This window comes from Salinicoccus sp. Bachu38, assembly GCF_038561955.2.
GTDB lineage: Bacteria > Bacillota > Bacilli > Staphylococcales > Salinicoccaceae > Salinicoccus > Salinicoccus bachuensis.
The window spans coordinates 1,860,625-1,885,947 of record NZ_CP138333.2 but is presented as its reverse complement, the minus strand read 5'-3'; the positions used below and the strand labels follow the sequence as shown (position 1 = coordinate 1,885,947).

The 25,323-nt window shown below is 51.6% G+C and carries 25 protein-coding genes; 17 read left to right on the top strand and 8 right to left on the bottom strand.

Annotated features, from left to right (window positions below):
• Positions 1 to 62: 62 nt before the first annotated feature.
• The 4 genes from RQP18_RS09680 to RQP18_RS09665 all read right to left on the bottom strand — a co-directional run bounded on the left by RQP18_RS09680 (position 63) and on the right by RQP18_RS09665 (position 4,740).
• Complete coding sequence (locus RQP18_RS09680; RefSeq protein WP_342387488.1) at positions 63 to 1,196, bottom strand: trans-sulfuration enzyme family protein; 1,134 nt, start codon at positions 1,194 to 1,196, stop codon at positions 63 to 65.
• A gap of 187 nt (positions 1,197 to 1,383) precedes the next feature.
• A complete protein-coding gene (locus RQP18_RS09675; protein ID WP_342387487.1) occupies positions 1,384 to 2,667 on the bottom strand; it encodes a CBS domain-containing protein in 1,284 nt (427 codons plus the stop codon).
• 161 nt (positions 2,668 to 2,828) lie between these two features.
• Positions 2,829 to 3,542, bottom strand: coding sequence for a hypothetical protein (locus RQP18_RS09670; protein WP_342387486.1), 714 nt, complete (start codon positions 3,540 to 3,542; stop codon positions 2,829 to 2,831).
• A 349-nt stretch (positions 3,543 to 3,891) separates the two neighbouring features.
• Positions 3,892 to 4,740 carry an aldo/keto reductase gene (locus RQP18_RS09665; protein ID WP_342387485.1) on the bottom strand — a complete coding sequence of 283 codons (849 nt, stop codon included), beginning with the start codon at positions 4,738 to 4,740 and terminating at the stop codon, positions 3,892 to 3,894.
• 139 nt (positions 4,741 to 4,879) lie between these two features.
• Between RQP18_RS09665 and RQP18_RS09660 the strand changes: the two genes are divergently transcribed.
• The gene (locus RQP18_RS09660; protein ID WP_342387484.1) at positions 4,880 to 5,317 is read left to right on the top strand and encodes an SRPBCC family protein; all 438 of its coding nucleotides are present in this window, start codon (positions 4,880 to 4,882) and stop codon (positions 5,315 to 5,317) included.
• A gap of 89 nt (positions 5,318 to 5,406) precedes the next feature.
• Here RQP18_RS09660 and RQP18_RS09655 read toward each other — a convergent pair whose 3' ends face one another.
• From RQP18_RS09655 to RQP18_RS09645, 3 genes are all read right to left on the bottom strand, one after another.
• Positions 5,407 to 5,883 (bottom strand): MarR family winged helix-turn-helix transcriptional regulator, encoded by a 477-nt coding sequence (locus RQP18_RS09655; RefSeq protein ID WP_342387483.1) that lies wholly within the window; start codon positions 5,881 to 5,883, stop codon positions 5,407 to 5,409.
• A 146-nt stretch (positions 5,884 to 6,029) separates the two neighbouring features.
• Positions 6,030 to 6,440, bottom strand: a complete 411-nt coding sequence (locus tag RQP18_RS09650; RefSeq protein WP_342387482.1) for a hypothetical protein — start codon at positions 6,438 to 6,440, stop codon at positions 6,030 to 6,032.
• Between the two features lie 113 nt (positions 6,441 to 6,553).
• Positions 6,554 to 7,003, bottom strand: coding sequence for a hypothetical protein (locus tag RQP18_RS09645; RefSeq protein WP_342387481.1), 450 nt, complete (start codon positions 7,001 to 7,003; stop codon positions 6,554 to 6,556).
• A 429-nt stretch (positions 7,004 to 7,432) separates the two neighbouring features.
• Between RQP18_RS09645 and RQP18_RS09640 the strand changes: the two genes are divergently transcribed.
• The 11 genes from RQP18_RS09640 (at position 7,433) to RQP18_RS09590 (ending at position 18,864) form a co-directional block, all read left to right on the top strand.
• On the top strand, positions 7,433 to 8,293 hold the full coding sequence (locus RQP18_RS09640; protein ID WP_342387480.1) for a putative RNA methyltransferase: 861 nt from the start codon (positions 7,433 to 7,435) through the stop codon (positions 8,291 to 8,293).
• A gap of 55 nt (positions 8,294 to 8,348) precedes the next feature.
• Complete coding sequence (locus RQP18_RS09635) at positions 8,349 to 9,626, top strand: alcohol acetyltransferase (protein WP_342387479.1); 1,278 nt, start codon at positions 8,349 to 8,351, stop codon at positions 9,624 to 9,626.
• The gene (locus RQP18_RS09630) at positions 9,623 to 10,288 is read left to right on the top strand and encodes a DUF6320 domain-containing protein (RefSeq protein ID WP_342387478.1); all 666 of its coding nucleotides are present in this window, start codon (positions 9,623 to 9,625) and stop codon (positions 10,286 to 10,288) included. Before RQP18_RS09635 ends, RQP18_RS09630 begins: the two co-directional genes overlap by 4 nt.
• Positions 10,289 to 10,355: 67 nt before the next feature.
• Positions 10,356 to 11,324 (top strand): alpha/beta hydrolase, encoded by a 969-nt coding sequence (locus RQP18_RS09625; protein WP_342387477.1) that lies wholly within the window; start codon positions 10,356 to 10,358, stop codon positions 11,322 to 11,324.
• Between the two features lie 12 nt (positions 11,325 to 11,336).
• Entirely contained in the window at positions 11,337 to 11,549 is a 213-nt protein-coding gene (locus tag RQP18_RS09620; RefSeq protein ID WP_342387476.1) for a DUF6366 family protein, read from the top strand.
• A 165-nt stretch (positions 11,550 to 11,714) separates the two neighbouring features.
• Positions 11,715 to 12,704, top strand: coding sequence for a LacI family DNA-binding transcriptional regulator (locus tag RQP18_RS09615; RefSeq protein ID WP_342389397.1), 990 nt, complete (start codon positions 11,715 to 11,717; stop codon positions 12,702 to 12,704).
• A gap of 96 nt (positions 12,705 to 12,800) precedes the next feature.
• Positions 12,801 to 14,207, top strand: a complete 1,407-nt coding sequence (locus RQP18_RS09610) for a sucrose-specific PTS transporter subunit IIBC (RefSeq protein ID WP_342387475.1) — start codon at positions 12,801 to 12,803, stop codon at positions 14,205 to 14,207.
• 13 nt (positions 14,208 to 14,220) lie between these two features.
• Entirely contained in the window at positions 14,221 to 15,672 is a 1,452-nt protein-coding gene (locus RQP18_RS09605) for a glycoside hydrolase family 32 protein (RefSeq protein ID WP_342387474.1), read from the top strand.
• A 72-nt stretch (positions 15,673 to 15,744) separates the two neighbouring features.
• Complete coding sequence (locus RQP18_RS09600) at positions 15,745 to 16,932, top strand: diaminopropionate ammonia-lyase (protein WP_342387473.1); 1,188 nt, start codon at positions 15,745 to 15,747, stop codon at positions 16,930 to 16,932.
• Positions 16,933 to 16,955: 23 nt separating this feature from the next.
• Positions 16,956 to 17,552 (top strand): class I SAM-dependent DNA methyltransferase, encoded by a 597-nt coding sequence (locus tag RQP18_RS09595; protein ID WP_342387472.1) that lies wholly within the window; start codon positions 16,956 to 16,958, stop codon positions 17,550 to 17,552.
• A 49-nt stretch (positions 17,553 to 17,601) separates the two neighbouring features.
• A complete protein-coding gene (locus tag RQP18_RS09590) occupies positions 17,602 to 18,864 on the top strand; it encodes a TolB family protein (RefSeq protein ID WP_342387471.1) in 1,263 nt (420 codons plus the stop codon).
• Between the two features lie 56 nt (positions 18,865 to 18,920).
• Here RQP18_RS09590 and RQP18_RS09585 read toward each other — a convergent pair whose 3' ends face one another.
• Positions 18,921 to 20,714: a V4R domain-containing protein gene (locus tag RQP18_RS09585; RefSeq protein WP_342387470.1), complete on the bottom strand. Its 1,794-nt coding sequence runs from the start codon at positions 20,712 to 20,714 to the stop codon at positions 18,921 to 18,923.
• A 168-nt stretch (positions 20,715 to 20,882) separates the two neighbouring features.
• Here RQP18_RS09585 and RQP18_RS09580 point away from each other — a divergent pair, with 168 nt between their 5' ends.
• Genes RQP18_RS09580 through RQP18_RS09560 form a run of 5 tightly spaced genes read left to right on the top strand, consistent with a single transcriptional unit; the run spans position 20,883 to position 25,320 of the window.
• Positions 20,883 to 21,743 (top strand): alpha/beta fold hydrolase, encoded by an 861-nt coding sequence (locus RQP18_RS09580; protein WP_342387469.1) that lies wholly within the window; start codon positions 20,883 to 20,885, stop codon positions 21,741 to 21,743.
• A gap of 19 nt (positions 21,744 to 21,762) precedes the next feature.
• Positions 21,763 to 22,929 carry an acyl-CoA dehydrogenase family protein gene (locus tag RQP18_RS09575; RefSeq protein ID WP_342387468.1) on the top strand — a complete coding sequence of 389 codons (1,167 nt, stop codon included), beginning with the start codon at positions 21,763 to 21,765 and terminating at the stop codon, positions 22,927 to 22,929.
• A 25-nt stretch (positions 22,930 to 22,954) separates the two neighbouring features.
• Complete coding sequence (locus tag RQP18_RS09570; protein WP_342387467.1) at positions 22,955 to 23,959, top strand: VOC family protein; 1,005 nt, start codon at positions 22,955 to 22,957, stop codon at positions 23,957 to 23,959.
• Positions 23,960 to 23,975: 16 nt separating this feature from the next.
• Complete coding sequence (locus RQP18_RS09565; protein ID WP_342387466.1) at positions 23,976 to 24,455, top strand: flavin reductase family protein; 480 nt, start codon at positions 23,976 to 23,978, stop codon at positions 24,453 to 24,455.
• Between the two features lie 40 nt (positions 24,456 to 24,495).
• On the top strand, positions 24,496 to 25,320 hold the full coding sequence (locus RQP18_RS09560; protein ID WP_342387465.1) for an FAD synthetase family protein: 825 nt from the start codon (positions 24,496 to 24,498) through the stop codon (positions 25,318 to 25,320).
• Positions 25,321 to 25,323 lie beyond the last annotated feature (3 nt).

Here is a 25,323-nt window from a genome sequence, read left to right as displayed (position 1 = left end):
AGGTTTTTGCTATCTATATGGAAAAAGAGATGCATACCGCAGCGGTATGCATCTCTTTTAATTTATATACTTGCCAGAGCCTGGTCCAGGTCTTCCTTCAGGTCATCGACATTTTCGATGCCGACGGAAACACGGAGCAGGTTTTCCGGGGCTCTTGTCAGTTCCTTTTCTACAGAGGCACGGTGCTCGATATAGCTGTGCGTACCGCCCAGGCTGGTTGCCTGTGTCAGAATCTCCACTGTATTGGCGACTTTCAGTGCCTCTTTTTCCCCGCCTTTGACCTGGAACGACAGCAGCCCGCCGAAGTCGCTCATCTGTCTTTTGGCGATGTCGTGGGCGGGATGTCCCGGCAGTCCCGGATAGTGGACCGCTTCAACCTTGTCATGCTGCTTCAGAAATTCTGCAATCTCTTTGGCGTTGGCACAGTGCACACGCATCCTTGCGGACAGGCTCTGCACACCCCTTAGGGCAAGCCAGCAGTCGAATGAGGACGGCACGGCGCCTTTGGCATGCTGCCAGTTCCTCAAGTTGTTCAGCATCTGCGTGTCGTCTTTTGCAACGACTGCGCCGAGGAGCAGGTCACTGTGGCCGCCGATATATTTAGTGACTGAGTGCAGTGAAAAGTCCACGCCGAGCGCAAGGGGATTCTGCAGCATCGGTGTTGCCGCCGTGTTATCTATTACAGTGTATGCACCTGCTTCTGCCGCTATTTCCACGACGGCTTCAATATCTGTGATCTTGATCTGGGGATTGGATGGGGTTTCCATCCAAATCAGTCCTGTGTCTGCATTTTCTACAGTTTCCCTCACTGCATCGAGATCGGTCATGTCGACAGTGACAATATCATACCGTCTGCCGATGTCCGTCTCGGCCAGCAACGTGCGGACGCCGAAATACATATCATCAGCCATGACGATACGCTGCGATTTCTCAGGCGGGAGGGCTTCAATCAACGATGCGATCGCCGCCATACCGGAAGCGTATGTCACACAATCATATCCATTTTCCAGTTCGGTGAGGCATGCCTCCAGCGACCGGCGGTTCGGATTGTCTCCACGGCTGTACATGAAACCGTCCGTATAGGAGCCATCCTCGGCCCTTTCGTATGTAGTGGACAGGTGAATCGGGGTCGTGACCGCCCCTGTGACCGGGTCCACCTGGCGTCCGGCATGGACGGCCTTTGTTTCAAAACGCATAAAAATCCCTCTCTTCCTAAATGTATACATGCATCATTATATAACTTATTGACTGAATAATCATTCATTAAAATGGACTTCCCGATTTTACAGCGGCAGGGATCCGCTCACACTCTGTGTGAACAGTGGGGCATTCCATTGGAAATATAACTGAAACATCATGTTAACAGGGGAACTGAATTGTATTTTAACTGTGCAGAACTTCTATAATGTTCGTTCTTGTCACAATACCGACCGGTTGTCCGTCTTCCATCACAGGCAGCCGTCCGATGTTATGGGCGATGATCAGTTCCTCCATCTCCTCGATGGTCGTCCCGGGTTCGATTGTAACCGGATTGTCGCTCATGAAGGCCTTGATGGGGGCATGGCCCAAATCGTGCTGGTCTGCCTTATCCAGGTCCCGTCTTGTAATGACTCCGATCAGCTTGCCGTCTTCAACTACAGGGCAGCCCGAGTAGCCACAGCGGTCCATCAAGCGTCCGGCCACTTCGATTTTAGTTTCAGGCGGCAGCATCTCCACCGGACTGGACATGATATCCCGGGCAGTGACCGCCGTCTTTAGAATGAGGTCCAGGTGACTGTCCACCTGTGCCAATACATCATCCAGTTCACTTCTTCTGACCGTGGCAGAGCCAGCCCGCGGGTGACCGCCGCCGTCAAACTGTTCCAATAGCGGGCGCAGGTCGATCCTGTTCGAATTCCCGCGTCCGACGATGTGGACATGCTTTTCCATCTTGACCACTGTAAGTACCGCATCTGCACCGCTCAGCTCCAGCAGCTTGTCGGTAATGGTTGCGAGCTCTATCAGAAATCCATCAATCTGATGCGCACTGATGATCACTGCCAGTCCGTCCCTGTCATATGTTTTCGACTCGCTGAACAGTTGGGTCAGCAGATTCTGCTGTTCCGGGTTCAGTTTATAATCAGAAAATCGCTGGATCACTTCGAGATTCATATTCTGCTGGAGCAGGAAGCTCGCAGCCATAAAATCCCTCCGGGTGGTGTTTGGGAACGTGAAAGCGCCTGTATCTGTATAGACGCCGAGACCAAACAGTGTGGCTTCAAGTGGAGAGATCGACAATTTCCTTTTCATGATTTCTTCTATCAGTAATGTAACCGTGGCGCCTACAGGCTCTATCACTTCGTAGTCGGCTTTCACATTGCTTCTGCCCGGAGTGTGGTGATCGTAGACGGTGATGGTCATCTGGTGTTCATTGAGCGCCTCGGTGTAGTTGCCAAGTCTCGACAGGGACGCCACATCCACCAGAATAACATCGGTCACTTCAGACCAGTCGATGAGCGAATCTTCAACCCATTCGAAACTGTCCCGGTAGATCGCCAAAAATTGTCTTACAGGCGCCGTCTGTTCATTGGGGATGACAACTTTCGCATCCGGATAGAGCTTATTTGCCGCAATCAGGGAAGCCAGCGCATCAAAGTCAGTATTCACATGTGAAATGATGATCTGCATTATAATCACCTCCGCGTAAGATGTAGGTACGTATAATTATATCACTATGCCAAATGTAAAAATACTCGATTCATCTTTGCCGACTGTATGATTAAATATAAAAAACCCGTATCATCTGGATTTTCCAGACGATACGGGTTTGATGAAAGTGGGTAAAGATCTTACCACCAGTTGTTTGCTTCACGGAATTGGATGGCTTCTGAAACGGAGCCATAACGTTCTTTGGCATAGTTCAGCATGCCTTCAGTCTGTTCCTGGACAGAACCTGTGCCCCATGACTGCTTCGTCTGACCGAGGCCTCTGTAGCCCAGTTCATTGACTGCATCCGGGTTGCCGCTGGATTCAGGCATTACGATGGATTGCCACATTGCTTCTGAACCGCCGGCTGCAAGGAACTGTTCCTTGGTGGAGCCATCAGCTGAAACTTGAGTGCTTTCTGAAGGGGCAGCTGCCTGTACATCCTCAACCTGTGTCTGTTGTGCCGGCGCTTCCTCAACCACCTGTGGTGCTTCTTCCTGTGGTGCCTCTTCAGTCACCTGAGGGGCTTCCTGTTGTGGTTGTGGCTGTGCTTCTTCAGTCACCTGTGGAGCTGCTGTTTGTGCTGGTTCCTGTGGCAGTTCATTATCGTAGCCGCCATAGGACCATGTATACTGCGTGCCATTGGATTCAAAGCTGTAGTTCACACCGTCAACAGTGAAGTTGTAGCTGTATTCACCGTCGTGGATCGGTGCGTTATTCAGTTCACTTGAATTGGATTGGGCCATCTGTGCCAGTTCGGCCTTGTTGATCTCTGATGCCTCTGCGTTCTGATCGGCTGCGATGCCGGATACGCCGAGTCCAAGTGCAAGTGTCGTCGTCAATATTGTTTTCTTCATAAAAAGTCTCATCCTCCATGAATGGGTATATTATTATCAATCGATTGTTTGTAATCTTTAGGGTGCATCACGTTTTGATGTCTTGTTTTCTCAAGCACAAGACCCACTATAACACGCATAATTACACTGTGGGTTACAGGCACATAATAACCAGGTTACAATATACACCAGTCTTTGTAATGTGGAGATGCCACTGTATTCTTTCTGAATATTCCATCGCCCTAAGCGATGTGATACTGCAAAGATGATTCTCCTCGGCTTGGGATTCCGTACATTATGTATCAATCCATAAAAATCCCCCGAACCAGTGCATGGCTCGGGGGAGGGTGTTCAGTTCAGGTAGTGTGGTCTAGAAATCCACTTCATTCGGGTCCATGCCGGAGAAGCCGACGTTTTCCATCGCGTCGAGCGTTTCCATGTCCTCATCCCTGATTTCAAAGTCGAAGATATCCGTGTTCTCCTCGATGCGGGATGGGGTGACGGATTTCGGCAGGGGCAGCACGTTGTTCTGGAGTACATATCTGATGCACAGCTGTGCGATCGATTTGTTGTACTTCTCTGCGATTTCCTTGAGGTCTTCGTCTTCCAGCAGTCGGCCGGAACCGATCGGACTCCATGCTTCAACGAGGATTTCATGCTTCCTGCAGAAGTCGACGACTTCGTCCTGCGTGTGGCCTGGATGATACTCGATCTGATTGACCATCGGCTTCACTTCTGTGTCGACCAGTGCTTCCAGGTGGTTCGTCATGAAGTTGGAGACGCCGATGGCTTTTATTTTGCCTTCTTTATATAGTTCAATCATTGCTTTCCAAGTATCCAGGTTGATCTCTTCCCAGTTGTCGAACTGTTTTTCGTTCGCCGGCCAGTGGATGAGATAGAGATCGAGGTAGTCGGTACCCAGTTCCTTGAGCGTGTTCTCGAACGCTGTCTTCGTCTTCTCGTAGCCGCGATCTTCATTCCACAGCTTGCTGGTGATGAAGATATCTTCACGGGCAACACCCGATTCCTTGATCGCCTTGCCGACGCTGCCCTCATTCTTATAGGCTGCTGCCGTATCGATATGGCGGTAGCCGGATACAAGCGCCTGCTTGACTGAACTCACTGCTGTTTCTCCGTCCGGTGTCTGCCATGTGCCAAATCCGACCCATGGGATTTCGACGCCGTTGGATAGTGTAAACGTACTTGTCAGTTGTTCCATGTTCATACCCCTTACATTTTCTGGTTTGTGGTGCAGAATTTATTTTACCACTCATCAAAATTGATGGGTAATGATGTGCACACGACTCGTTCAGGGGAAGATGGTATGATGATGAAAAATATGAGAAAGAGGGATAGATATGGAACTGTACAGTTATGAGGGACGGATGCTCGCTACACCGGAAGAGATATTCAAAGTAGTGAATGATGACGAAAAGCTTAAGTCTTGGAGTCCAATTTTCGAAGGCAACGAATACCTGACCGAAGAAAAGCGGGCTGTAGGGACGAAGTTCAGGACGCGTATGAAAGTTCTGAACCGGACATATCAGTTCCGTTCCGAAATCACCGAGTATGAAGCAGAGCGTTATATAAAAGTGAAGACTGTCCTCAGGCAGGGTGAGATCGTCTCAGACTTCAAGCTTGAACCCCTGGAAGGTGAAGGCACAAAGGTGAGGGTGACGAGCCATTTTGATACCGACAGCCGCAAATATAAACTCGTGCTGAGAGGCACAAAACCTGTCATGAAGCGTGTGCTGGATCATCAAATGAAGAAGCTTGGGGTTGTGGTAGAAGCATAAAAAGACCTGGATTCCAGGCCTTTTTTACTTATTCTTGGTATGCTATAGCTGTTCGAACCTCTCCGTTGCCGATGAATGTTACATCATAATTATATTGTGCCATTGAATTTCTCCATTGTTTTGTCCGTGTCTTCCGATAGAACTGTGCGCAGCGTCTCTTCGAGCTTCACAATCGTTTCATGCACCTCACGGTATTGTGAGATATCAAGGTGCTCGTGTCCGATGCATTCGGCGATGGCCGCCTGGATCGGTTCCTGCGCCTCTCGTCCCTTGTCCTTCAGACGGATGCCGAGCTGGCGTTTGTCCTCCGGCGACTTTTCGCGGATGATCCAGCCCGCCTGTTCCATGCGGCGGAGCAGGGGCGTCAGCGTGTTGCTTTCGAGACGCAGGCGCCTGCCGATCTGGTGCAGCGTCTGATGGTCCTCTTCCCACAGGGCCAGCAGAACCAGATATTGCGGATAGGTCAGGTTGAACTCCGACAGTGCCTTCTGGTAGAACTTCGTGAATAGACGGCTCGTATTGTAGACGGAAAAGCACAACTGGTTGGCGAGTTTAATATCTTCCATGAATAAGTACCTCCTCCAAATAATTGATCGCGCACGATTAATTAAAGTGTAGGACAGATGAAGTAGGGCTACAAATGATATGCCTATAAAAAAGAAAATGCCCCGGACCATTGTGTCCGGAGCGTCAAAAGAATACGTCTTATGTATCAGTTGGCCTGTTTGATCCCATGTGAATCTGGGGATTGGTGCATCATATTAAAAATCAGGAGGGAAGTGAAGATGTATATTGGAAAGAACACCATTCCGGCAATCATGATCAGACCCACTACAGGAGGCGGCACATCCCCACGTTCTGTGATGGGAAGCAGACGATTGAATATCTGCAGCCCGATATAGTAGTAGGGGAACCATAGAATGCCTGAAAGGTATATCATCCTCCCTGCATTTCGCTGGAACAGATAAATGCAGATGCTTGAAATCAACAGGAGCATGAGCATCAGAATGAATGACAGGTTGACGAGCGTATCCATCTCGATACGGAGCAGCTTGATCAGCCGATAGGTGTTGAGCATCAATTGAACGCCGCCGAGGATCAGGAGGCCGAGGATCAGGCTCAAAAGATTGGTCTTCAGGAAATGGATGGTGCCTCCCCCCTTTAAGTTTCGTTGAAAAATTTTTATCCGTAACTGAAAATGTAGTATCCAGGATATTTATTTTCCATTTTTAAAATCTAATTGTTTTTATAAAATCCCAGGTATCCATCCAGGGAAAGATTACTGCCCACTCTATGATGTCCATCAGTTTTAATATCCAGCTTGGAAATGGTACCAGTATATAATTTTTCATTTTGTTCGTGCTGGGTAAAATCACTGAATTCCAATGCTAATGACTCTTCATTATTCTCATCTTTCAAATCTACACTTAATGTATTATTTTCCAAAGAATAGTTTCCTGCAAATGTTTCTCCACCTGATCTTACTTCGACTTTATCTGATGACTTGAAATCAAATCCCAAGCCGGAAGAAGGGTTAAAATTATCTGATGATATGTCTCCGGGAGAAATATCAGGGGTCCATGAAAAAACCCTGAAAACTTCTCCCTCCAACTCATTGCTGGTGTCTGAACATGCACCGAGTATCGACAGTGAAAGCACCAATAAAGTAAAAAACATTTTTTTCACCTGATTGCCTCCTTTCTTCAATTTTCACTGGAATTGAATGATCATATAGCGTACCAATGTAATGCCAGAACGATGATCAATACAAAAATCTCAATACCTAATATCCCTTTCAGGAAAATGTCTGCCGGTGAATTTTTAGCGGTTCTACCATTGGTGTTGAATAGTGGTGAGCGGTTGATATATATCAGAACAAGTGTGAAAAACAGTAGAGGGAGCAAAATCTCCAAGTATCCCACATTCATCTCCCCTTTATTTCAGAATAAACAAGTGCAGATGGCAAAACAATAAGATGTAAATAATTGTCATGACTTTTGCATATATGAAACAATTTCCTGGAGCGATTGTGCCAATTATCACCCTTCAATTGAATTATCCCATCAAGACATCTAATATTTAAATAAACGAGAAAGACGGATCAGGAGGAGAACCATGAAAAAGAAAGAGCAGATGGCCGCACTGGTCGGGGAATATGCAGGAATGCTGCGCTGTCCGATATGCGGAAATGGCATGCATGTTGAACAATTGAAGAGCCTGGTGTGCGAAAACAGCCATTCATTCGATTTCGCGAAACAGGGCTATGTGAACATGATGACCCGGGCGGTGAAGACGCAGTATGATAGGAATCTGTTTGAGAACCGGCGGGATTTCATTTTAGGCAGCGGGTTCTACAAGAAGATGCACGAGGAAGTGACGGGAATCCTCAGCCGGCTTGAGGGTGGTCCGTCGGTGCTCGATGCCGGCAGCGGGGAAGGCTCCCACCTCGACCGCATACTGGATGGCGTAGATGGTAGTGTGGGCATCGGAATCGATATCGCCAAGGAGGGCATCATGATGGCGGCGAAGCATTATCCCAGATCCATCTGGTTCGTCGGGGACCTGGCGAAACTGCCTCTTAAGGACGGGAGCATTGGTGTCATACTGAACATCCTGTCGCCTGCAAACTATGCCGAATTCAACCGCGTACTTTCTCCGGACGGTCTGGTTGTGAAGGTCGTGCCCGAGTCGGGCTATCTGAAGGAACTGCGCGCAGCGCTGTACCGAAATACCGATAAGGAGACGTATGACAACACTGGTACCGTATCCTTATTCGAGGAGAATTACGATATGGTGGAGCGGGTACGTGTGACGGACGCAGTGAAGCTGGACCGTTCGGCACTCGGAAATCTGATAGAGATGTCGCCTTTGGCGTGGAATCACACATCAGGAGAGCTGGATGATTTCATTGCCGAAGAGAAGACGGTGACGATCGATCTCGAAATACTGGTTGGAAGAATCAGTGCGACATCATAATTTCCCGCCTTAATGATACACTCTACAGGGTAGAGAACAACAAGGAGGTGAGCGGATGGATAGATGGTATCGGATAGACAACACGGGTAAAATATTTCATGCGGTATCGAGTGCGACCAACTCCTCGGTGTTCCGGGTATCCATGATATTGAACGAGACGGTAGAGCCGCGGTGTCTCCAGGAGGCGCTGGACATCGTAGCGGTACGTTTTCCGACACTCACCGTCCGGGTGCGCAAGGGACTGTTCTGGGACTTCATGGAGCAAAATGATGCTCAGCTCCTTGTTAAGAGGGAAGTGGACTACCCCTGTGCGCCGATCGACAGGCGGGAGAACAATGCCTACCTGATCCGGGTCTTGTATTTCGACCGCCGGATTTCGGTCGAGATCTTCCATTCGCTCACTGACGGCGGGGGCGCGGTGGAATTTCTGAAGACGATCGTCTATCAATACTTGCGCCTCAAGGGCAAGAATGTGCAGGCGGAAGGCGAGGTGCTTCTGCCTGAAGCGTCTCCGAAAAGCGAAGAGATGGAGGACAGTTTTGAAAGGTATGCAACATCCCATAAGAGAAAGCAGCCTGTGAGCAGGAGCCGGAAGGCCTACCAGGTCAAGGGGACGACATTCGATCCGCCGGGTATAAACGTCGTCCATGGCGTGGTGGATGCATCGGCGCTCAATGCATTCGCCAAGAGCAGGGGGACTTCTTTGACGGGGCTCCTCACCAGTGTGCTGATCGATGTCATCCATGCCGAGAAGATGAAACGGGAGACATCTGAAGATATGGTTGCCATTGCGCTGCCCGTCAGCCTGCGCAGGCATTTTCCCTCCACGACTTTGAGGAACTTCTTTTCCGTGACCAATATCGGTGTCCAGGTGGATGATGATACGGCGCTGGATGATATCATCAGGGAAGTGTCGGATCAGCTGAGGCAGAAGACGGACAAGGAAAGCCTGCAGATGGGCATCGACCGTTTCGTTTCCCTGCAAAGCAATCTTTGGACACGGATCATGCCCGTCTTCCTGAAATATCCGATCATGCGTTTTGGTTTCAATCAGATCGGGGAGCGGGCAAAGACCATGACCCTCTCCAACCTCGGCAATGTGAAACTGCCCGACTCGATGAAGCCCCATGTCGAGCGGATGGAAGTGGTGCTGTACCCGACAAGGAAAAGTCCGATCAACTGTGGCATCGGCACGCTGAATGATCAGCTGACCCTCACCTTTGCAAGGTCGATTGAAGAGAATGGCATCATCCGGTCATTCTTCAGGGAATTGGGTGCCATCACGGGTCTCGATGTCGCGGTCTATTCGAATGATTGGGGGGTGGAAGGATGAAGCGGTGTCCAAATTGCGATGTATTGACAGGTCAGGAAACATGTCCCCTGTGCTACACCCGGATTCTGGATCCGGATGCTGAAGAGGGGGCTGAATGGTACCCGGACTATGACAGGAAGGAGCACAGGATAAGGTCGCGGATATCGAAACTTGCGATATTCGCAGGCATATTGGCAGTGCTCGCATGCCTTGCGATCAACATCATCTTCATGCCCCAGTTCCTCTGGGTGTTCTATGTCGCGGTCGCCGTATTCTATGCAGTGGTATCGCTCAATCATACGATCCTGTCGGCCTCCCACTTGGGCGGAAAGATCACCGCCCAGGTCATCAGCCTGACGATCCTGCTGCTGGTCATCGATGCCATGTCGGGCTCCATCCAGTGGTCAGTGGATTATGTCGTCCCGTTCCTGATCATTGCGGGCATTCTGGCAATGTCCATCATCATACTGAAAGTCCGCCTGAGATGGGGCGGATATGTCAGCTCGCTGCTGATGATGATCGCCTTCGGCTTCCTGCCGATGGTATTCTATCTCACAGGCATTGCAACCGTGCTCTGGCCAAGCGTCGTCGCAGCCCTGTTTGCTGTGACCACGTTCTGCTCGATCCTGCTGTTTGCCAACCAGGCATTCATGACACAGCTGAGCCGGCGGTTCCATCTCTAGCATCAACCAGCATGCACGGGAATTCCCATGCGCCACTTAGGCAACCAGAATTGAAAGGAATGATTGTATGAAGGACATCCTTAAAGCGTCTGCCATCATGGCGGGTGCGGGGGTTCTATTATACTCAGCGCGGGCGGTTCTCGTGGAAAAAAGGAGCGTCGGAAGCAAGTTGGCCGAAGATCTGATCCGGATCGTCAACTTCGATCTCGAAGCGGTCGACGAGAAGATGCTCGCCAGAAATTTCAAGGAGAACCGGAAAGAGCATAAAATACCCGAAGGCATCATGCGGTCGGAGGTCGAACCTTTCCAGAAAGCAGGGATGAAAGTGTACAGGATGCATCCCCGCCGCAAGAGGGGAAATCGCAGGGTCCTTTACCTCCATGGTGGCGGCTATATCCATCAGCCCTCTCTATTCCACTGGCTGTTCCTCGACAGGATGGTGCAGGACACCGGCCTGGAATTCATTGTGCCGATCTATCCGAAGACACCCGAATACTCTTTTGAAAGTGCATATGCGAAAGTGGCGGCTCTCTATCAGGATCTTCTGGCTGAAGATGCCGATGCCCCGGTGCTGATGGGGGACTCTGCAGGGGGTGGGCTCGCCATCGGATTTTCCCAGTGGCTGGCTGAAGAGGCACTGCCCCAGCCGAAGGCGCTGATCACCATCTCTCCGTGGCTCGATGTCACATTGGAGCATCCCGAGCTGGAGCGGTACGCGAAGCTCGACCCGATGCTGAAGCCGGACAATCTGAAAGTCATCGGCCGCATCTGGGCCGGGAACCAGGATCCCGCCTACTATAAAATATCCCCAATAAACGGAACGCTTTCCGGGCTGCCCAAACTGTACATATTCGTCGGTGACCGGGAAATCTGTCTACCCGATGCGAGAAAGTTTGCCGGAATGCTCCGCGAGGCAGGCGCCGACCATGAATATTACGAGTATCCGATGATGAACCATGTCTTCCCCCAGTATCCGATCAGGGAAGGGGCGGACGCGCGCAGGCGGATGAAGGATATATTGGCATCGCTGGAATAGGGAGGTGATTTCATGCGTGATGATAGGGAGAGTTCTGAACAAAGAAGGGAAAGATTGAGACAGGAGGAATCGAAGAGGCACCCTGCAGGAAATCTGAAGGATGCTTCCGACAGGGCAAGCGGTGGTAATCTGGCCGATCTGGCAGGCAGCCTGGGCTGGAAGGGTCTGGGCATACTCATTCTGCTGTTCATAGTAGGGGTGGCAGCCGGCCTTGTCTTTTTCTGAGCCCCATGGCGCATAAGGTGCATCAATGACAGAGGTGGAACGCAGCACGCGTTCCACCTTTTCCACTCCAATGACAAACAGGTAAAAGCGTCAACAATGGATTTAAAATGAGACCAATATCGGTTATGATGAAAGCAGTAAAAGATGGAGGTGCAGGTGAGGCTGATGATAACCATCAACGATATAGCGAAACTGGCGGGTGTCTCAAGGACGACAGTGTCCCGGGTGATCAACAGCACGGGATACGTCAGCGAGAAGGCCCGGAAAAGGGTGATGGCCGTCATCGAGGAGACGGGCTACGTCCCGAGCCAGCATGCGAAGTCACTCCGGACTAAGGAGACGAAGATCATCGGTGTAATCCTGCCGAAGATCAGCACGGATACATCTTCCCGGACGGTGAATGGGATGAACAGTGTGTTCGAGGGCATCGGCTATCAGATCCTGCTGACGACTACTGACCTGGAGAGGCAGAAGGAGATCGAACATCTGCGCCTGCTGCAGAACCGGCAGGTGGATGGTATCATCCTCATCGCGACGAATGTGGATCAGGCACTGGTGGACGAAATCAAATCGTCCAAAGTACCGGTGGTCGTGGTCGGCCAGGAGATGTCGGGCGTGCCGTCCGTCATCTTCGATGATCATGCTGCAGCACGCCGGATGACGGAACTGCTGATCGAAAAAGGGCGCCGGTCGATCGGCTACATCGGTGTGGACGAGGCGGACCGGTCAGTCGGGGTACAGAGGAAAGCGGGATATCTGGAGGCGATGGCACAGCATGGCATTGAAGTGGAGGATGCCTGGATGGAGAAGGGTGACTTCTCCATAGGTTCCGGATACGAAGCGGCGGCACGGATGCTGGAGACATCATCCGGGAAAGTGGATGCGGTGTTTGCTGCCACCGACAGGATGGGGCTCGGCGCATGGCGATACATCAGACGCCACGGTTATGATATCCCCGGGGATGTCGCAGTCGTCGGGATCGGCTCTTCCGAAACGTCACGCTTCATCGAACCTGCACTGACGACGATCGAGTACGAATATGAGCAGGCGGGAAGTGTTGCAGCGCGCACGATGATGCAGCTGCTGCAGGGAGAAAAAGATGTTTCAGATAAAAAAGTGCTTGACTTTAAGCTCGTTGAGAGAGATAGTGTATAGTAAGAATGAAAGCGGAATCATGCGCCTTCATTTTTTCTTCCGCAAATGTGGAATCGATTCCCTAATTCAGACTATTTAGAAAGAAGGAGTGTTAAAATGTCGGATAACAGCAGAATCGCCAAAGAGATCATCGAAGCTGTAGGCGGAGAGGAGAACATCTCTTCCGTCGCCCATTGCGCTACACGACTGCGGCTCATCATAGAAGATAGAAGCAAAATCGACCAGGAGGCGGTCGAGAACATCGACAAGGTGAAAGGGGCCTTCTACAATTCCGGCCAGTACCAGGTCATCCTCGGAACGGGCACGGTCAACCGGATCCACGATGAAATGGTCAAATCCGGTTTCGAAGGCACGACCAAGACCGAAGCGAAGAAGGAGGGGGCCAAAAAGGGCAATATGGTGCAAAGGGCCATCCGTTCATTCGGCGACGTCTTCGTGCCGATCATCCCGGTTCTCGTCGCCACCGGCCTGTTCATGGGTCTGCGTGGGCTCATCGTTCAGGAGCAGGTACTCGCCCTGTTCGGCCTGACGCCGGACGACATTTCGGAGAACTTCCTCCTGTTTACTGAAATCCTGACGGATACCGCCTTCATCTTCCTGCCGGCGCTCATTGCCTGGTCGACGTTCAGGGTGTTCGGAGGCACACCGATCCTTGGTCTCGTGCTCGGACTGATGCTCGTCAGTCCGGCACTGCCGAATGCATGGGATGTTGCAGGCGGAGGCGTGGAACCGATCATGTTCGCCGGCTTCATCCCGGTCGTCGGCTATCAGGCATCCGTACTTCCTGCATTCATCGCCGGCATCATCGGGGCCAAAGTGGAACGGTATATCAGAAATAGGATGCCGGAAGCACTGGACCTCATCCTGACCCCATTCCTGACACTGCTCATCATGATCACGCTGGCACTCTTCTTGATCGGGCCGGTCTTCCATGCACTGGAAGGGGTCATACTCGATGCGACACTATCCGTACTCGCCTGGCCATTTGGGCTCAGCGGCATACTCATCGGTGGTCTGAACCAGATCATCGTCATCACCGGCGTACACCACATCTTCAACCTGCTTGAAATCCAGCTGCTGGACGAGCTTGGTGCAAACCCATACAATGCCATCGCTACGGCAGCGGTTGCGGCCCAGGGTGGCGCAACACTTGCGGTCGGTCTGAAGACGAAGTCGAAGAAGCTCAAGGCACTGGCCCTGCCATCTTCATTCTCGGCATTCCTCGGCATCACGGAGCCGGCCATATTCGGTGTGAACCTGCGCTACATCTGGCCATTCGTCATGGGACTCATCGGCGGCGCCGCCGGTGGCTTCGTGGCCTCAATCTCAGGACTGGCGGGAACCGGCATGGCGATCACCGTCATTCCGGGAACTCTTCTATACCTGAATGAACAGATCTTCATGTACATCCTCGTCAACATCGTGGCGATCGGCGTGGCCTTCGTCCTGACGTGGCTGTTCGGCTATTCCGATAAGAAAGCAGAGGAAATCATTGAAGAGTAGAAGGAGTTTTGACATGTTTGAAGATAACGACTACCGGATGCGTTTAGAAGAAGCGGTCCAGCAGAACCGCCGACAGATCGGCAGGGACTCTTATCGGCTTGAATATCATATGATGCCGCCTGTGGGATTCCTGAATGATCCAAATGGACTGGTACAGTACGATGGGACCTATCATGCATTCTTCCAGTGGAATCCCTTTGAAACGACCCACGGGAAGAAGGCTTGGGGTCATTACACATCAGAAGACCTCGTCAGCTGGAAGATGGCGCCGGTCGCCCTTATGCCTGATGAATGGTATGACAAGAACGGATGCTATTCCGGCAGTGCCGTCGAACATGAAGGGATGCTGTACCTCTTCTATACCGGCAACGTAAAGGATGAGGAGAACAGACGGTCCTCCTACCAGTGCCTGGCGGTGTCGGAAGATGGTATGGCATTCAAGAAACACGGTCCTGTACTTCATGTCCCGAAAGGCTATACACCCGATTTCCGGGACCCCAAAGTATGGCGGGAGAATGGGGACTGGCTGATGATCATCGGTGCACAGAACGAAGCGGGACAGGGGGAAGCGGTGCTCGCCCGTTCGGAAAATCTTGTGGACTGGACGTTCATCGGGCCGATTGCCGGCAGTGGCAGAAACGGGCTCGGAGACTTCGGCTACATGTGGGAGTGTCCCGACCTGTTCAGACTGGATGGGCAGGATGTCCTCATCGTCTGCCCGCAGGGCCTTGAAGCAGAGGGGGACAAGTACCACAACCTGTTCCAGGCAGGATACTTCATCGGTGACTTCGATCCCTCCCAGTACACTTATGACCATGGTGACTTTACAGAGCTCGACAGGGGGTTCGATTTCTACGCCCCACAGACTTTCATTGATGACGACGGCCGGAGGATCCTCCTTGCCTGGATGGGAATGAGCGATGACCAGGAGCAGAACCAGCCGACGGTTGAAAACGACTGGATCCATGCGCTGACAATTCCGAGGGTGCTCGGCATCGAGGGGGACACACTTACACAGAATCCCGTTCCCGAGATCGAGCGGCTGCGTGGGGAGAGACGCCATCATGATATCCTGCTGGGTGCGGGAGAAGCATTCCGTGAGGAAATTGGATCCTGCACCGAAATCAGCATGGATTTCGAATCGCCAGTCGAAGGACAGTTTGAAATGGTGATCAGAAACGATCTCAAGGTCACGTACGAAAACAACAGGATGGTCGTCGAAAGGACAGTTTTCTCGGGGAAAGGGACCGAACAGCGAGCCTTCTTCCTTGAACAGCTGTCCGGTATGCGCATCTTCCTGGATCGTTCGTCCGTGGAAATGTTCATCAACGGCGGGAAGGAAGTATGTACATGCAGATTCTTCCCGAATGAAGATGACACCGGAGTAGAACTGAAGACGCATGCGGAAGTAAAATGCGATATGACACTATGGAACATCAAAAAAGACACAATCGACATGTACTGATGTTAATGACCGGACCGGGTGAAAATCCGGTCCTTTTTTCTGTTATTATGGAGGAAAAGGGGAGGTACGGATATGCAGATGGCATGGAATGGCTTCAAGAAGGAAGGGATCGATTCATCGCTCCTCGAATACTTCGATCCGGAACGGCTGGAAGCGGTGAAGACGTTCCATGAGAGTGTGCCGGGTTATGAGCCGACTCCGTTGGTCCGGCTGAATGACTTGGCAGGCAGTATCGGTGTTGGGAATATATATGTGAAGGATGAGTCGAAGCGGTTCGGACTGAACGCCTTCAAAGGACTCGGCGGCCTCCATGCGGTGACTGAATATTTCAGGAACCACGAGAATATCGAATTCGATGGGTATGGTGCACTCCTGGATGGACTCGAAAACCGCCTGATCGTCACATTTGCGACGGCGACGGACGGCAACCACGGCAAGGGCATTGCGTGGGCGGCGTCACTGCTCGGTCAGCAGGCGAAGGTCTTCATGCCGGAAGGGTCAGCCGAATCACGGCTCGAAGCGATACGGGAGATGGGTGCGGAAGCGGAGATCATGAATCTGAACTACGATGAGACGGTGGAGCGGGTGGCCGTGATGGCGGAAGAGAACGGCTGGGTGCTCATCCAGGATACGGCATGGCCGGGCTATGAGGAGATTCCGCTCTCGATCATGGCAGGCTATACGACGATCATCACCGAAGTTCATTCACAGCTCGGTCCGACGGGCTTCAATGGCATTACACATGTGTTCCTGCAGGCCGGCGTCGGTTCATTCGCCGGTGCGATGGCAGCGGCGCTGCTCAATTTTACGGAGGGTGATGGACCGAAGATCATTGTCGTGGAACCGGACCGGGCCGACTGCTTCCACCGATCGATCCAGGATCCTTCGGGGACACCCCAGCGTGTGACGGGTGCCCTCGATACGATGATGGCCGGTCTCGCATGTGGCGAACCGAGCATCCAGGGCTGGGATATACTGAAGGCGGCAGCCGACGCCTTCATCAGCTGCGGAGACGGGACGAGTGCCAGGGGCATGCGACTGCTGGGAAGGCCGCAGGGGTCGGATGAAAGGATCGTGTCCGGGGAGTCCGGTGCCGCACCGTTCGGTGCGTTCCATCGATTGATGACGGAAGCGGACTATCAGGAAGAACGCGGCCGGCTCGGGCTGGATGATACTTCAAATGTCCTGTTCATCAGCACCGAGGGCGATACCGATGCCGCGAACTACACGCGGGTGATGAATGGTCGTATACAGTATTAAAAAATGGATTGGATGGGGATAGAATGTCGGATAATGTTTTTGAAGAAATGGCAAAACGGTACGACACAAAAGAGCGGGTGGCACTGGCGAACATCATTTCCAGTGAAATGAAGCGGGAGCTTGAGGGGCACGGTTACCATTCACTGCTCGATTATGGAAGCGGCACGGGACTTGTCGGCCTCGCGCTTTCTGATATGTTCGATGCCGTAATGCTTGCCGATGCTTCGGGAGAGATGGTGAAGGTGGCAGAAGCGAAGATTACGAACAGGGAGCTGGAACATGTAAAAGCGGTGCATCTCGACCTGACGCGGGATGATACAGAATTCAGGGCCGATGTCATCATCGTCTCCCTCGTGCTCCTGCATATACCGAATGTCAGGGGTGTGCTTGAATCCCTGTATGAGACGTTGAATCCGGGAGGCAGACTGATCATCGTGGATTTCGATAAGAACAATGCGATCGATCATCCGAAGGTCCATAATGGATTCGCCCATGAAGAGATGAGGGGACTGATGATGGAAGCCGGTTTCCGGACGCCTGCCATCGGGACATTCCATCATGGTGAGAAGATTTTCATGAATGAGGATGCCTCTTTATTTTTGGCGAGCGGTGTGAAATAGCCAATACTTATTTGACGGAGGGGATACTATCGGTAAGAAGAAGACGCTTTTGGCACTTATCGGTGTTGTGGCTGTATTGTTCGCTGCATCGGTTGCCTACAGTATGATGAGTGACAACGATGCATACCGCCATCACACAGGTCTCGGGGAAGCCATCGATATCTCGCCGGATGATGAACAATTGGCATTTTCCTATTTTGATCAGGGCAGGGAGTCACTCCATGTCGGGAATTTGGAGGATGGCAGTACGGAGCAGATTACGTCCCCTGAAACGGAAAATCACAGTCATCCGAAATTCACACCTGATGGGGAAGGGGTGTTCTACATCGCGACCGTCGAAGACCGCATACAGACGCTGCGTTATCTGCCTGAACCGGATGCATCCCCGGTGCAGCTGACAGGATCGGATATGCATGTATTTGAAGCGGTCATGTCACCGGATGGTGAAACGCTCTATTATATCGGCATGCCTGCAGAAGATCTGTTGGCGCGGGAAGGAGAAAAGGAGAATTTCAGGGACCTTCACCGCATCGATATCGATGGAGAAGGACACGAAAAGCTGACGGACAGGGATGCATTCGATATGAGTGGACTGAACATCTCCGATGATGGTGAGACGCTCTACTATGCCAGTGACAGCGGAATGAATAGCTATGATATCGAATCAGGCACGGAAGGTGGGTATCTTGTTTCCGAACTGCCAAGCTATATCGCGCATCCGATGCTGTCCCCCGATGGATCATCACTTGCCTACACGACCCAGGCAGGCGAGTCGGATAGGGGCACTTTCATATATGAACTCTTTCTAATGGACACGGGAAGCGGGGAAACGGACCAGCTGACCGACTATGATGCATCCGTCAGGTCACCGGTCTTCTTCCATGAAGATGACCGGATCGCATTGCTGGCACAGGAGAACTGGGCGAGCGAGCCGGCATCCTATGAAATGATGACGGTCGCTCGAAGCGGCGGTGACATGGTGCAGATGAATATGAGCCTGCCTGAAGCAGAAGGCGGCTTCCAGCTTGGGGCGGTGCTGGACCGGCTGGTCAATACAGCCACCCTGACAATCCTGTATCTCCTGATGTTCGGGCTTGCGATTATCTATGGCCATATGCAAGGGAGGACATATCTTCCCGCCATTGCCAGTGCTGTACTTACAGCATTCGCAATAATCGGATCGATCATCGCATCCTTCAATGATCCATGGATGGGCATAGGGGTGATGATGATTGCAATCTGGCTGCTGGGATGCACCATCGTGCTGCTGGCTTTCGCCTTCATCTATAAGAGGGTGTCTTCGATCAATTAAATTATGTAGGATAAGGAATACCGTGAGTCTCCTTGTATGGAACCCCACGGTATTTTTCATTTGAAGGATAGGCGACCCATGAGGATCAGTGTCTCCATCATCAGCAGAAGATGTGCGGTCGTGGCTGCATCTTTAAAGTCTTTCCCAAGCATTTTTTCAATCTTGCCGATGCGGTATTTGACTCCGCCTATGGAAAGGGAGAGGTCGTGCATGGTCTTTTCCAGCTTCTGATTGTTTTTAAGGAAAACGTACAGCGTATGAAGCAGTTCCTTGTTCTTCTCTCCCGGCTCCAGCAGGGTCTTCAGCTCCTGCTGGGCGACGCCCGCAATTACTTCAGGATTTATATTTTCAAGGAGGGTGCTCAATACACCAAGGTCCCTGTGATGCACTATGGCAGCTTCCGTTGGGAAGTTGGCGGCCTGGCCGGCTTCTTTTACCTTGTCGGAAAACTGATCCAGTGCATCGAATCCCCGGCTGACCCCCGCCTTGAAGGTGAGATGGGGGAAGCCTTGCGATATGCTTTCCATTATGGAGGAGAGGGTGTCCATGGTATGGGCTTTCGCCTTCAAGGCATAGAGGAAGATGAGTATATCATCGTCCTTTTGCGTCAGGAGACCGTGGACATTGTGGAGCTTCAACAGCTTTGCGATGGTGATGAGAATCTGATAATGGTCTGTCAGCACTTCATTGTCCGAAACTGGGATGGGCTTGAGTGAAATCATCTGGAAGGGCGGCATGACTTTTGGCTGGATATAGCTTGCGTGCAGAGCGAGTTCGGAACTGTTTTCGAATTGGCTGTAGAGCATCCTGTCGAGAAAGTTGATTTTCATCCGTTCAGTCGTCTCGAATTTCACTTTCTCGTTGAGGAAGCACAGGCTCGCCGCCACTGCCAGCCGCTCGAGATATAGGTGGTCATTGCGCGGGATATCCTTCCCATTGCCATAAAGGAAGCAGCAGTAACCTTCAGTCCGGGCGTTCAGTAGTATCGGCGTCGCCAATATGAAACCGCTTTCAATTTGGTGCTCGACAGTGCCAGTTGCATCCAGTGTCCTGTCCTTCAGCAGTAGCGCCACATCAGGTGCCGGGACCTGTCCCTCCCTGGATACCATGCTTCCGTCGGCATCGGTGATGAGCGTGGTGACATCGAGGACCTCAGCAGCAATCTTAGACAATTCGGAGACGTCGTTCTGCTTTGCCACACTTTCGGTGATGCGGCTATGGAAATTGGAGACCTTATCCAGCACCTCGCTCTTTTCAAGCAGCTGGTCATATGTCATCTCAAGCTCATCGACGATCTTCTGGTCATCGAAGATTGCGAGCTTCCCGCCTTCAATGTTTTCCCAATCGCTCCTGGTCTTCACTTCGAATGTACAATGGGCGTCGCCCCTTGCACGGCATGTCATCTCTTTGACGAAGATGTCCTCCTTGCCGAGCCTTGTCATCATTCCGCTTGCGAATCCACTCAATATATAGCATGAACATTCATCGGACATGCCGAAGCTCTCAAGCTGCATATCCACTTCGAAGGAATCGTGCCATACACCATGAAGGTCGCTGAACTTCATGACGTTATCGCTGTAGGAAAGCTGGCCTTCTCGTGTGATGTTGGATATATGTCCAAGGCCTATATGCATCCTCGGAATCTCGTTTACCATCCCCTCCAGATCATATGGGCCGGTAAGCAGTTCGTTCGCCTTCTCCTCGCCGAGGTCCTTGCCGAAACGCAGCAGGAACCGCTTTGCCTTCTCCTGTCCGAGGTTTTCGATCAGCACCTTTCTCATCAGTCCAAATGTCCTTGAGGTCACCACGAGATCGTTCGTCTGCAGCTTGCCGGAATCGAGTGGATTCATATGTAAGCCTCCATCCTTTATTGATACTGTAAATAATATACAATAATATTTGAATTTTCAATAAATTATGCAGCTAATCAGTAAATTTACGATAAAAACCGATATTATATATAAATTTTTAATCCCGTACTATAAAGGTGTAGCACAACTACAAAGGGGGATATAAAAATGGCAACATTCGAAGTCAAGAATTTACAGACAGAAGGATTCAACACGGTATATTGTCACGGTGGCGAAACGCATGATGAGGCAGTTTTCTTCCTGCACGGTTCCGGCCCGGGGGCAAATGGGCTTTCAAACTGGAAGAAGGTACTGGAAGTCATGGGAGAAAAATACCAGGTGTTTGCACCGGACTTCGTCGGTTTCGGCAATACTGAAGTGCCTGAAAACACGGATCTGACATTCTGGGAATGGACGACATTGCGCGTCAAACAGGTCTTGCGGATCATGGAGCACCATAATATTGAAAAGGCGCATCTGGTCGGCAACTCAATGGGCGGGGTCATTTCAATGCATGCCATCATGTACGACGAATCGAAGTTCGATAAATTGATCCTGATGGGCAGTGGGGGCGGCAAGACGCCGGGTCCGACACCTGAAATCATAAGAATGAAGGGATTCTTCAATGATCCATCCATAGAATCGCTGCGCAACCTGATCAAATGGTTCGTATACGATGAGAGCGTCCTCGGTGATGATCTTGAAAGCATTGTACAAACGAGATATGAGAATCTGATGCGCTCAGGCATGGAGGAACTTTATCCGACGCTCTTTCCGTCGAATCCGATGGAACTGCTGATTCCACCAAGTGCATTGCGCCGCATCAAACAGAAGACACTGATGATCCATGGATACGAGGATCAGTTTGTACCGGTCGAGGGCAGTCTGGACCTGCTGAAGCATATCCCGAACGCAGAGCTGGTCATACTGAAAGAGTGTGGACACTGGGCGCAGATTGAGAAGGCGGAGCGGTTCCTCGAGCTGGTCGACCAATTTTTATCAGAAAAAATGAAAGCGCTATCAAAATAGGCTTCAAGGGGGCGGTATAATGAAGGCTCAACTATCGGATGCAAAACTCTATAATGAATTGATGGCCAGTGCCAAAAAGGTGGGGGTCATTGCTGAACAGGAAGCGGTTGAAGCGGACAGGAATGCGACGATATCCAAGAATGTAGCGGACGCCATCGTCGAAGGCGGTCTCAACCGTCTGATCATACCGAAGGAATACGGCTTTCCGCAGATCGATTTCAACACTTTTGCAGACATTGTCAGAACGGTTGGCTATCACAACCTTTCTGCTGCCTGGGTGACATACTTCTATGCATTGCACAATTCATGGGTCGCTTTCCTGCCAAAGAACCGCATGGACGAAATATATGAGGATGGCGGGCTTCTGGCCGATATCTTTGCACCTGTCGGCAAGGTCGAAAAGGTGGAGGGCGGATTCATCCTCAACGGCAGATGGAATTTTGTAAGCGGTATCAACCACTCGGAATGGATTTCGGTCGGTGCGGTCTATCATGAGGAAGGGGCGGCGGTTCCGGACCGCATCGGACTTTGCATGCGCGTATCCGATCTTGAGGTGATCGAGGACTGGGATTCACTCGGCCTGCGTGGTTCGGGCAGCAATTCCGTAGTCGCAGACAATCTTTTCGTCCCGGAGGATATGGTTATTTCATTCAACGAGATGATGATGAACCGCAAGCCGTACACGCCTGAAGTCGATGAGGATTACCTGTATTATAACGTATCGTTCTTCCCGGCCTTCTATGTCGGCTTCCCTGCGATGGCGATAGGGGCGGCAGAACGTGTCATCGAAGAATTCATCGCACGCACCAAGAAGCGCAGGCGTTTTGACGGGACGAACGAAGGGGAGTCTGCGAAGAGCCAGCGTGTCGCAGCGGAAATGTCCTTGAAGCTGAAATCGGCGAAAGGTCTGATGAAGGAATATATTGAGATGCTGGAGAGTGACCAGGGCCAATATAACCCGGCGGAATACAATGGCATCCGCGTACACATCATCCAAAATTGCCAGGATATTGCGATCCGCGCCGTGGCGACACTCGGGGCGAGTGCACTGGCGAAAGGTCAGCCGCTCGAAATGATCATGAGGGATCTGATGGCAATCAGTACCCATGTCACGTCACTTTATGAAGATGGCATCGACAACTACGGAAAAGCATTATTCGGTGTCGACTCCATGGCGATGGGATAAGAAAGAAAACAAAGGGGATGGAACTATGGAAAATGTAAGATACGAGATTCTGCCTGAAATTGCAAAGCTTGGGCATGTGGCACTGGAAACGACGGACCTGGAGAAATCGCTGTGGTTCTTTGAGGAGGTCGTAGGCCTCGAAAAGACGACGATAGTCGATGGCGTACACTACTTGCGTGCATGGGGGGACTTCGACCACCATACACTGTCCATCAAAGAAGGTCCGGAGGCGCGCGTGGACCATATCGCCTGGAAAGCGAAAAGGCGGGAGGATATCGAGAACTTCGCACTCCTCCTCCGGGAAGCGGATGTGGAAGTGGAGGAAGTGAAGGCCGGCACAGAAACGGGGCAGGGGGATGCCATCCGTTTCCAGCTCCCTTCAGGGCACAACTTCGAAATCTACTTCGATATGGAAAAGCCGGCTGTAGCGGATCCGAAGCGAAAATCAGTGCTTAAGAACCAGCCATACAAGGCCTGGCGCAAAGGCATCTCGCCACGGCGCATCGATCATGTCAACATCGGAACGAACACGGATGCATCGGTCATCACGGATTTTCTGCAGGAGAAGCTTGGCTTCAAGATGCGTGAATATTTGACGACGCCTGATGACAAACTGGGGGCGGCATGGCTCAGCGTCACGAACCTCGTCCACGATATTGCAGTGATGGGGCGCCCGGATATCGGTTCATCACATGAAATCCATCATCTGTCCTACTGGTCCGACAATGCACAGGACATTCTGCGTGCAGCGGACATCCTGACTGAACAGGGCATATCTTTCGTCGGGCCGGGCAAACACGGCATTTCGCAGGCGATGTACATCTACGTAGTGGATCCCGGCAGCGGCGTGCGCCTGGAATTGTTCTCAAATGGATATCTGATCTTTGAACCGGATTGGGAGCCGATTGAATGGAAAGCTGAAGAAATGGCGGTCGGTTTTACATTCTGGGGTGAGCAGTCGGGGATGAGGCCGGAAGATCTGACCACGATATCAGCGGGAGAACCGTTGAAAAGCACCAGAAAAGTATAGGAAGGGATGAGGCCCAATGGATGATCGCAAGTTCAGGAATGCCATGGGAAAATTCGCAACAGGAGTCAACGTGATCGCGACGGAAATCGACGGGGAAGTATACGGCATGACCGCCAACGCGTTCATGTCCGTTTCCCTCGATCCGAAACTGATCGTAATCTCGATCGGAAACAGGGCAAAGATGCTGGATCGGATCCGCCAGAGCGGCAGGTTCTCTGTGAACGTGCTGTCCTGCGAGCAGCAGGAGGAATCGATGCGATTCGCCGGCCAGAAGGAATTCGAGGACAAATTCGACTTCGGACAGCTGGGAGATGCGCCAGTGATTGAAGATGCATTGTGCCAGCTTTCCTGTGAAGTCTACAACGAGCATACAGAAGGGGATCATGTCCTATTCATCGGGAAGGTGAATGACCTGGTGCTTGAAGATGGCGATCCGCTGATCTTCAATTGCGGCAAATACCGCAGGCTGGAGGCGTTCGAAGAAGCCGTCAAGTAGAGGGGAGCCATCAAATATAGTCGGAAGGGGGGTGGACCGGATGGAGATCATCCACTTGAATGATGGGAACCTCAGAGAGTGGCAGAAGCAGTCGAGGAGGAATGTCATCGCGCTGGGCTTCTTCGATGGCGTACACAAAGGGCATCAGAAGGTCATTCGGACGGCACGGCAGATTGCGGAGAAGTCGGATGCCGCACTCGATGTGATGAGCTTCTTCCCGCACCCGAAAACGGTCCTGTCAGGTGGCAGGGTCCAGGTGGACTATCTGATGCCGCTTGAGGAGAAGGCACGGGCACTCGAGGCCCTTGGGGTCGACCGCTTCTATATCGTGGAATTCACGAAGGCGTTCGCCTCCCTCCTTAAAGAAGACTATATCAAGGCATATCTTGACCGGTTCGATACGATCCACGCTGTGGCAGGCTATGACTTTTCCTATGGCTTCAAAGGGGAAGGGACAATCGACAGTCTGGAAGCGGACTCCGGTGGGCGGATTGCTGCTTCGCGGGTCGAACAGGTGGCCTATCAGGGTGAGAAGATCAGCTCGACCCGCATCAGGAGTGCCATACTGGAGGGGCGGATATCTGAGGTGCAGCAGCTGATGGGCAGGAAGTATCGGACATGTGCCGACATCTCCCAGGGGTATCTTTCCCTGAAGCCATACTACATGCTGCCGCAGGATGGCATCTATGATGTCGTCATCGATACAGGTACAGGCCGCCACGTTTCACAGATCCATGTGGACAGAAAAGCGCAGAAGATTTCATTCACAAGGCAGTGCCTGATGGATGAAATCGATCAGAATGAAATCGCCATCACCTGGGAGAGAAGGATTGCGTCATACTCCTTCTATCAACTTATGGCATAATAG

Coding starts and splice junctions, on each gene's coding strand:
- RQP18_RS09560 (WP_342387465.1), top strand. CDS start 24,496: ATGGAGATCATCCACTTGAATGATGGGAACCTCAGAGAGTGGCAGAAG.
- RQP18_RS09660 (WP_342387484.1), top strand. CDS start 4,880: ATGGAACTGTACAGTTATGAGGGACGGATGCTCGCTACACCGGAAGAG.
- RQP18_RS09665 (WP_342387485.1), bottom strand. CDS start 4,740: ATGGAACAACTGACAAGTACGTTTACACTATCCAACGGCGTCGAAATC.
- RQP18_RS09605 (WP_342387474.1), top strand. CDS start 14,221: ATGTTTGAAGATAACGACTACCGGATGCGTTTAGAAGAAGCGGTCCAG.
- RQP18_RS09595 (WP_342387472.1), top strand. CDS start 16,956: ATGTCGGATAATGTTTTTGAAGAAATGGCAAAACGGTACGACACAAAA.
- RQP18_RS09570 (WP_342387467.1), top strand. CDS start 22,955: ATGGAAAATGTAAGATACGAGATTCTGCCTGAAATTGCAAAGCTTGGG.
- RQP18_RS09635 (WP_342387479.1), top strand. CDS start 8,349: ATGGATAGATGGTATCGGATAGACAACACGGGTAAAATATTTCATGCG.
- RQP18_RS09575 (WP_342387468.1), top strand. CDS start 21,763: ATGAAGGCTCAACTATCGGATGCAAAACTCTATAATGAATTGATGGCC.
- RQP18_RS09670 (WP_342387486.1), bottom strand. CDS start 3,542: ATGAAGAAAACAATATTGACGACGACACTTGCACTTGGACTCGGCGTA.
- RQP18_RS09680 (WP_342387488.1), bottom strand. CDS start 1,196: ATGCGTTTTGAAACAAAGGCCGTCCATGCCGGACGCCAGGTGGACCCG.
- RQP18_RS09640 (WP_342387480.1), top strand. CDS start 7,433: ATGAAAAAGAAAGAGCAGATGGCCGCACTGGTCGGGGAATATGCAGGA.
- RQP18_RS09620 (WP_342387476.1), top strand. CDS start 11,337: ATGCGTGATGATAGGGAGAGTTCTGAACAAAGAAGGGAAAGATTGAGA.
- RQP18_RS09615 (WP_342389397.1), top strand. CDS start 11,715: ATGATAACCATCAACGATATAGCGAAACTGGCGGGTGTCTCAAGGACG.
- RQP18_RS09630 (WP_342387478.1), top strand. CDS start 9,623: ATGAAGCGGTGTCCAAATTGCGATGTATTGACAGGTCAGGAAACATGT.
- RQP18_RS09625 (WP_342387477.1), top strand. CDS start 10,356: ATGAAGGACATCCTTAAAGCGTCTGCCATCATGGCGGGTGCGGGGGTT.
- RQP18_RS09610 (WP_342387475.1), top strand. CDS start 12,801: ATGTCGGATAACAGCAGAATCGCCAAAGAGATCATCGAAGCTGTAGGC.
- RQP18_RS09580 (WP_342387469.1), top strand. CDS start 20,883: ATGGCAACATTCGAAGTCAAGAATTTACAGACAGAAGGATTCAACACG.
- RQP18_RS09675 (WP_342387487.1), bottom strand. CDS start 2,667: ATGCAGATCATCATTTCACATGTGAATACTGACTTTGATGCGCTGGCT.
- RQP18_RS09565 (WP_342387466.1), top strand. CDS start 23,976: ATGGATGATCGCAAGTTCAGGAATGCCATGGGAAAATTCGCAACAGGA.
- RQP18_RS09585 (WP_342387470.1), bottom strand. CDS start 20,714: ATGAATCCACTCGATTCCGGCAAGCTGCAGACGAACGATCTCGTGGTG.
- RQP18_RS09655 (WP_342387483.1), bottom strand. CDS start 5,883: ATGGAAGATATTAAACTCGCCAACCAGTTGTGCTTTTCCGTCTACAAT.
- RQP18_RS09600 (WP_342387473.1), top strand. CDS start 15,745: ATGCAGATGGCATGGAATGGCTTCAAGAAGGAAGGGATCGATTCATCG.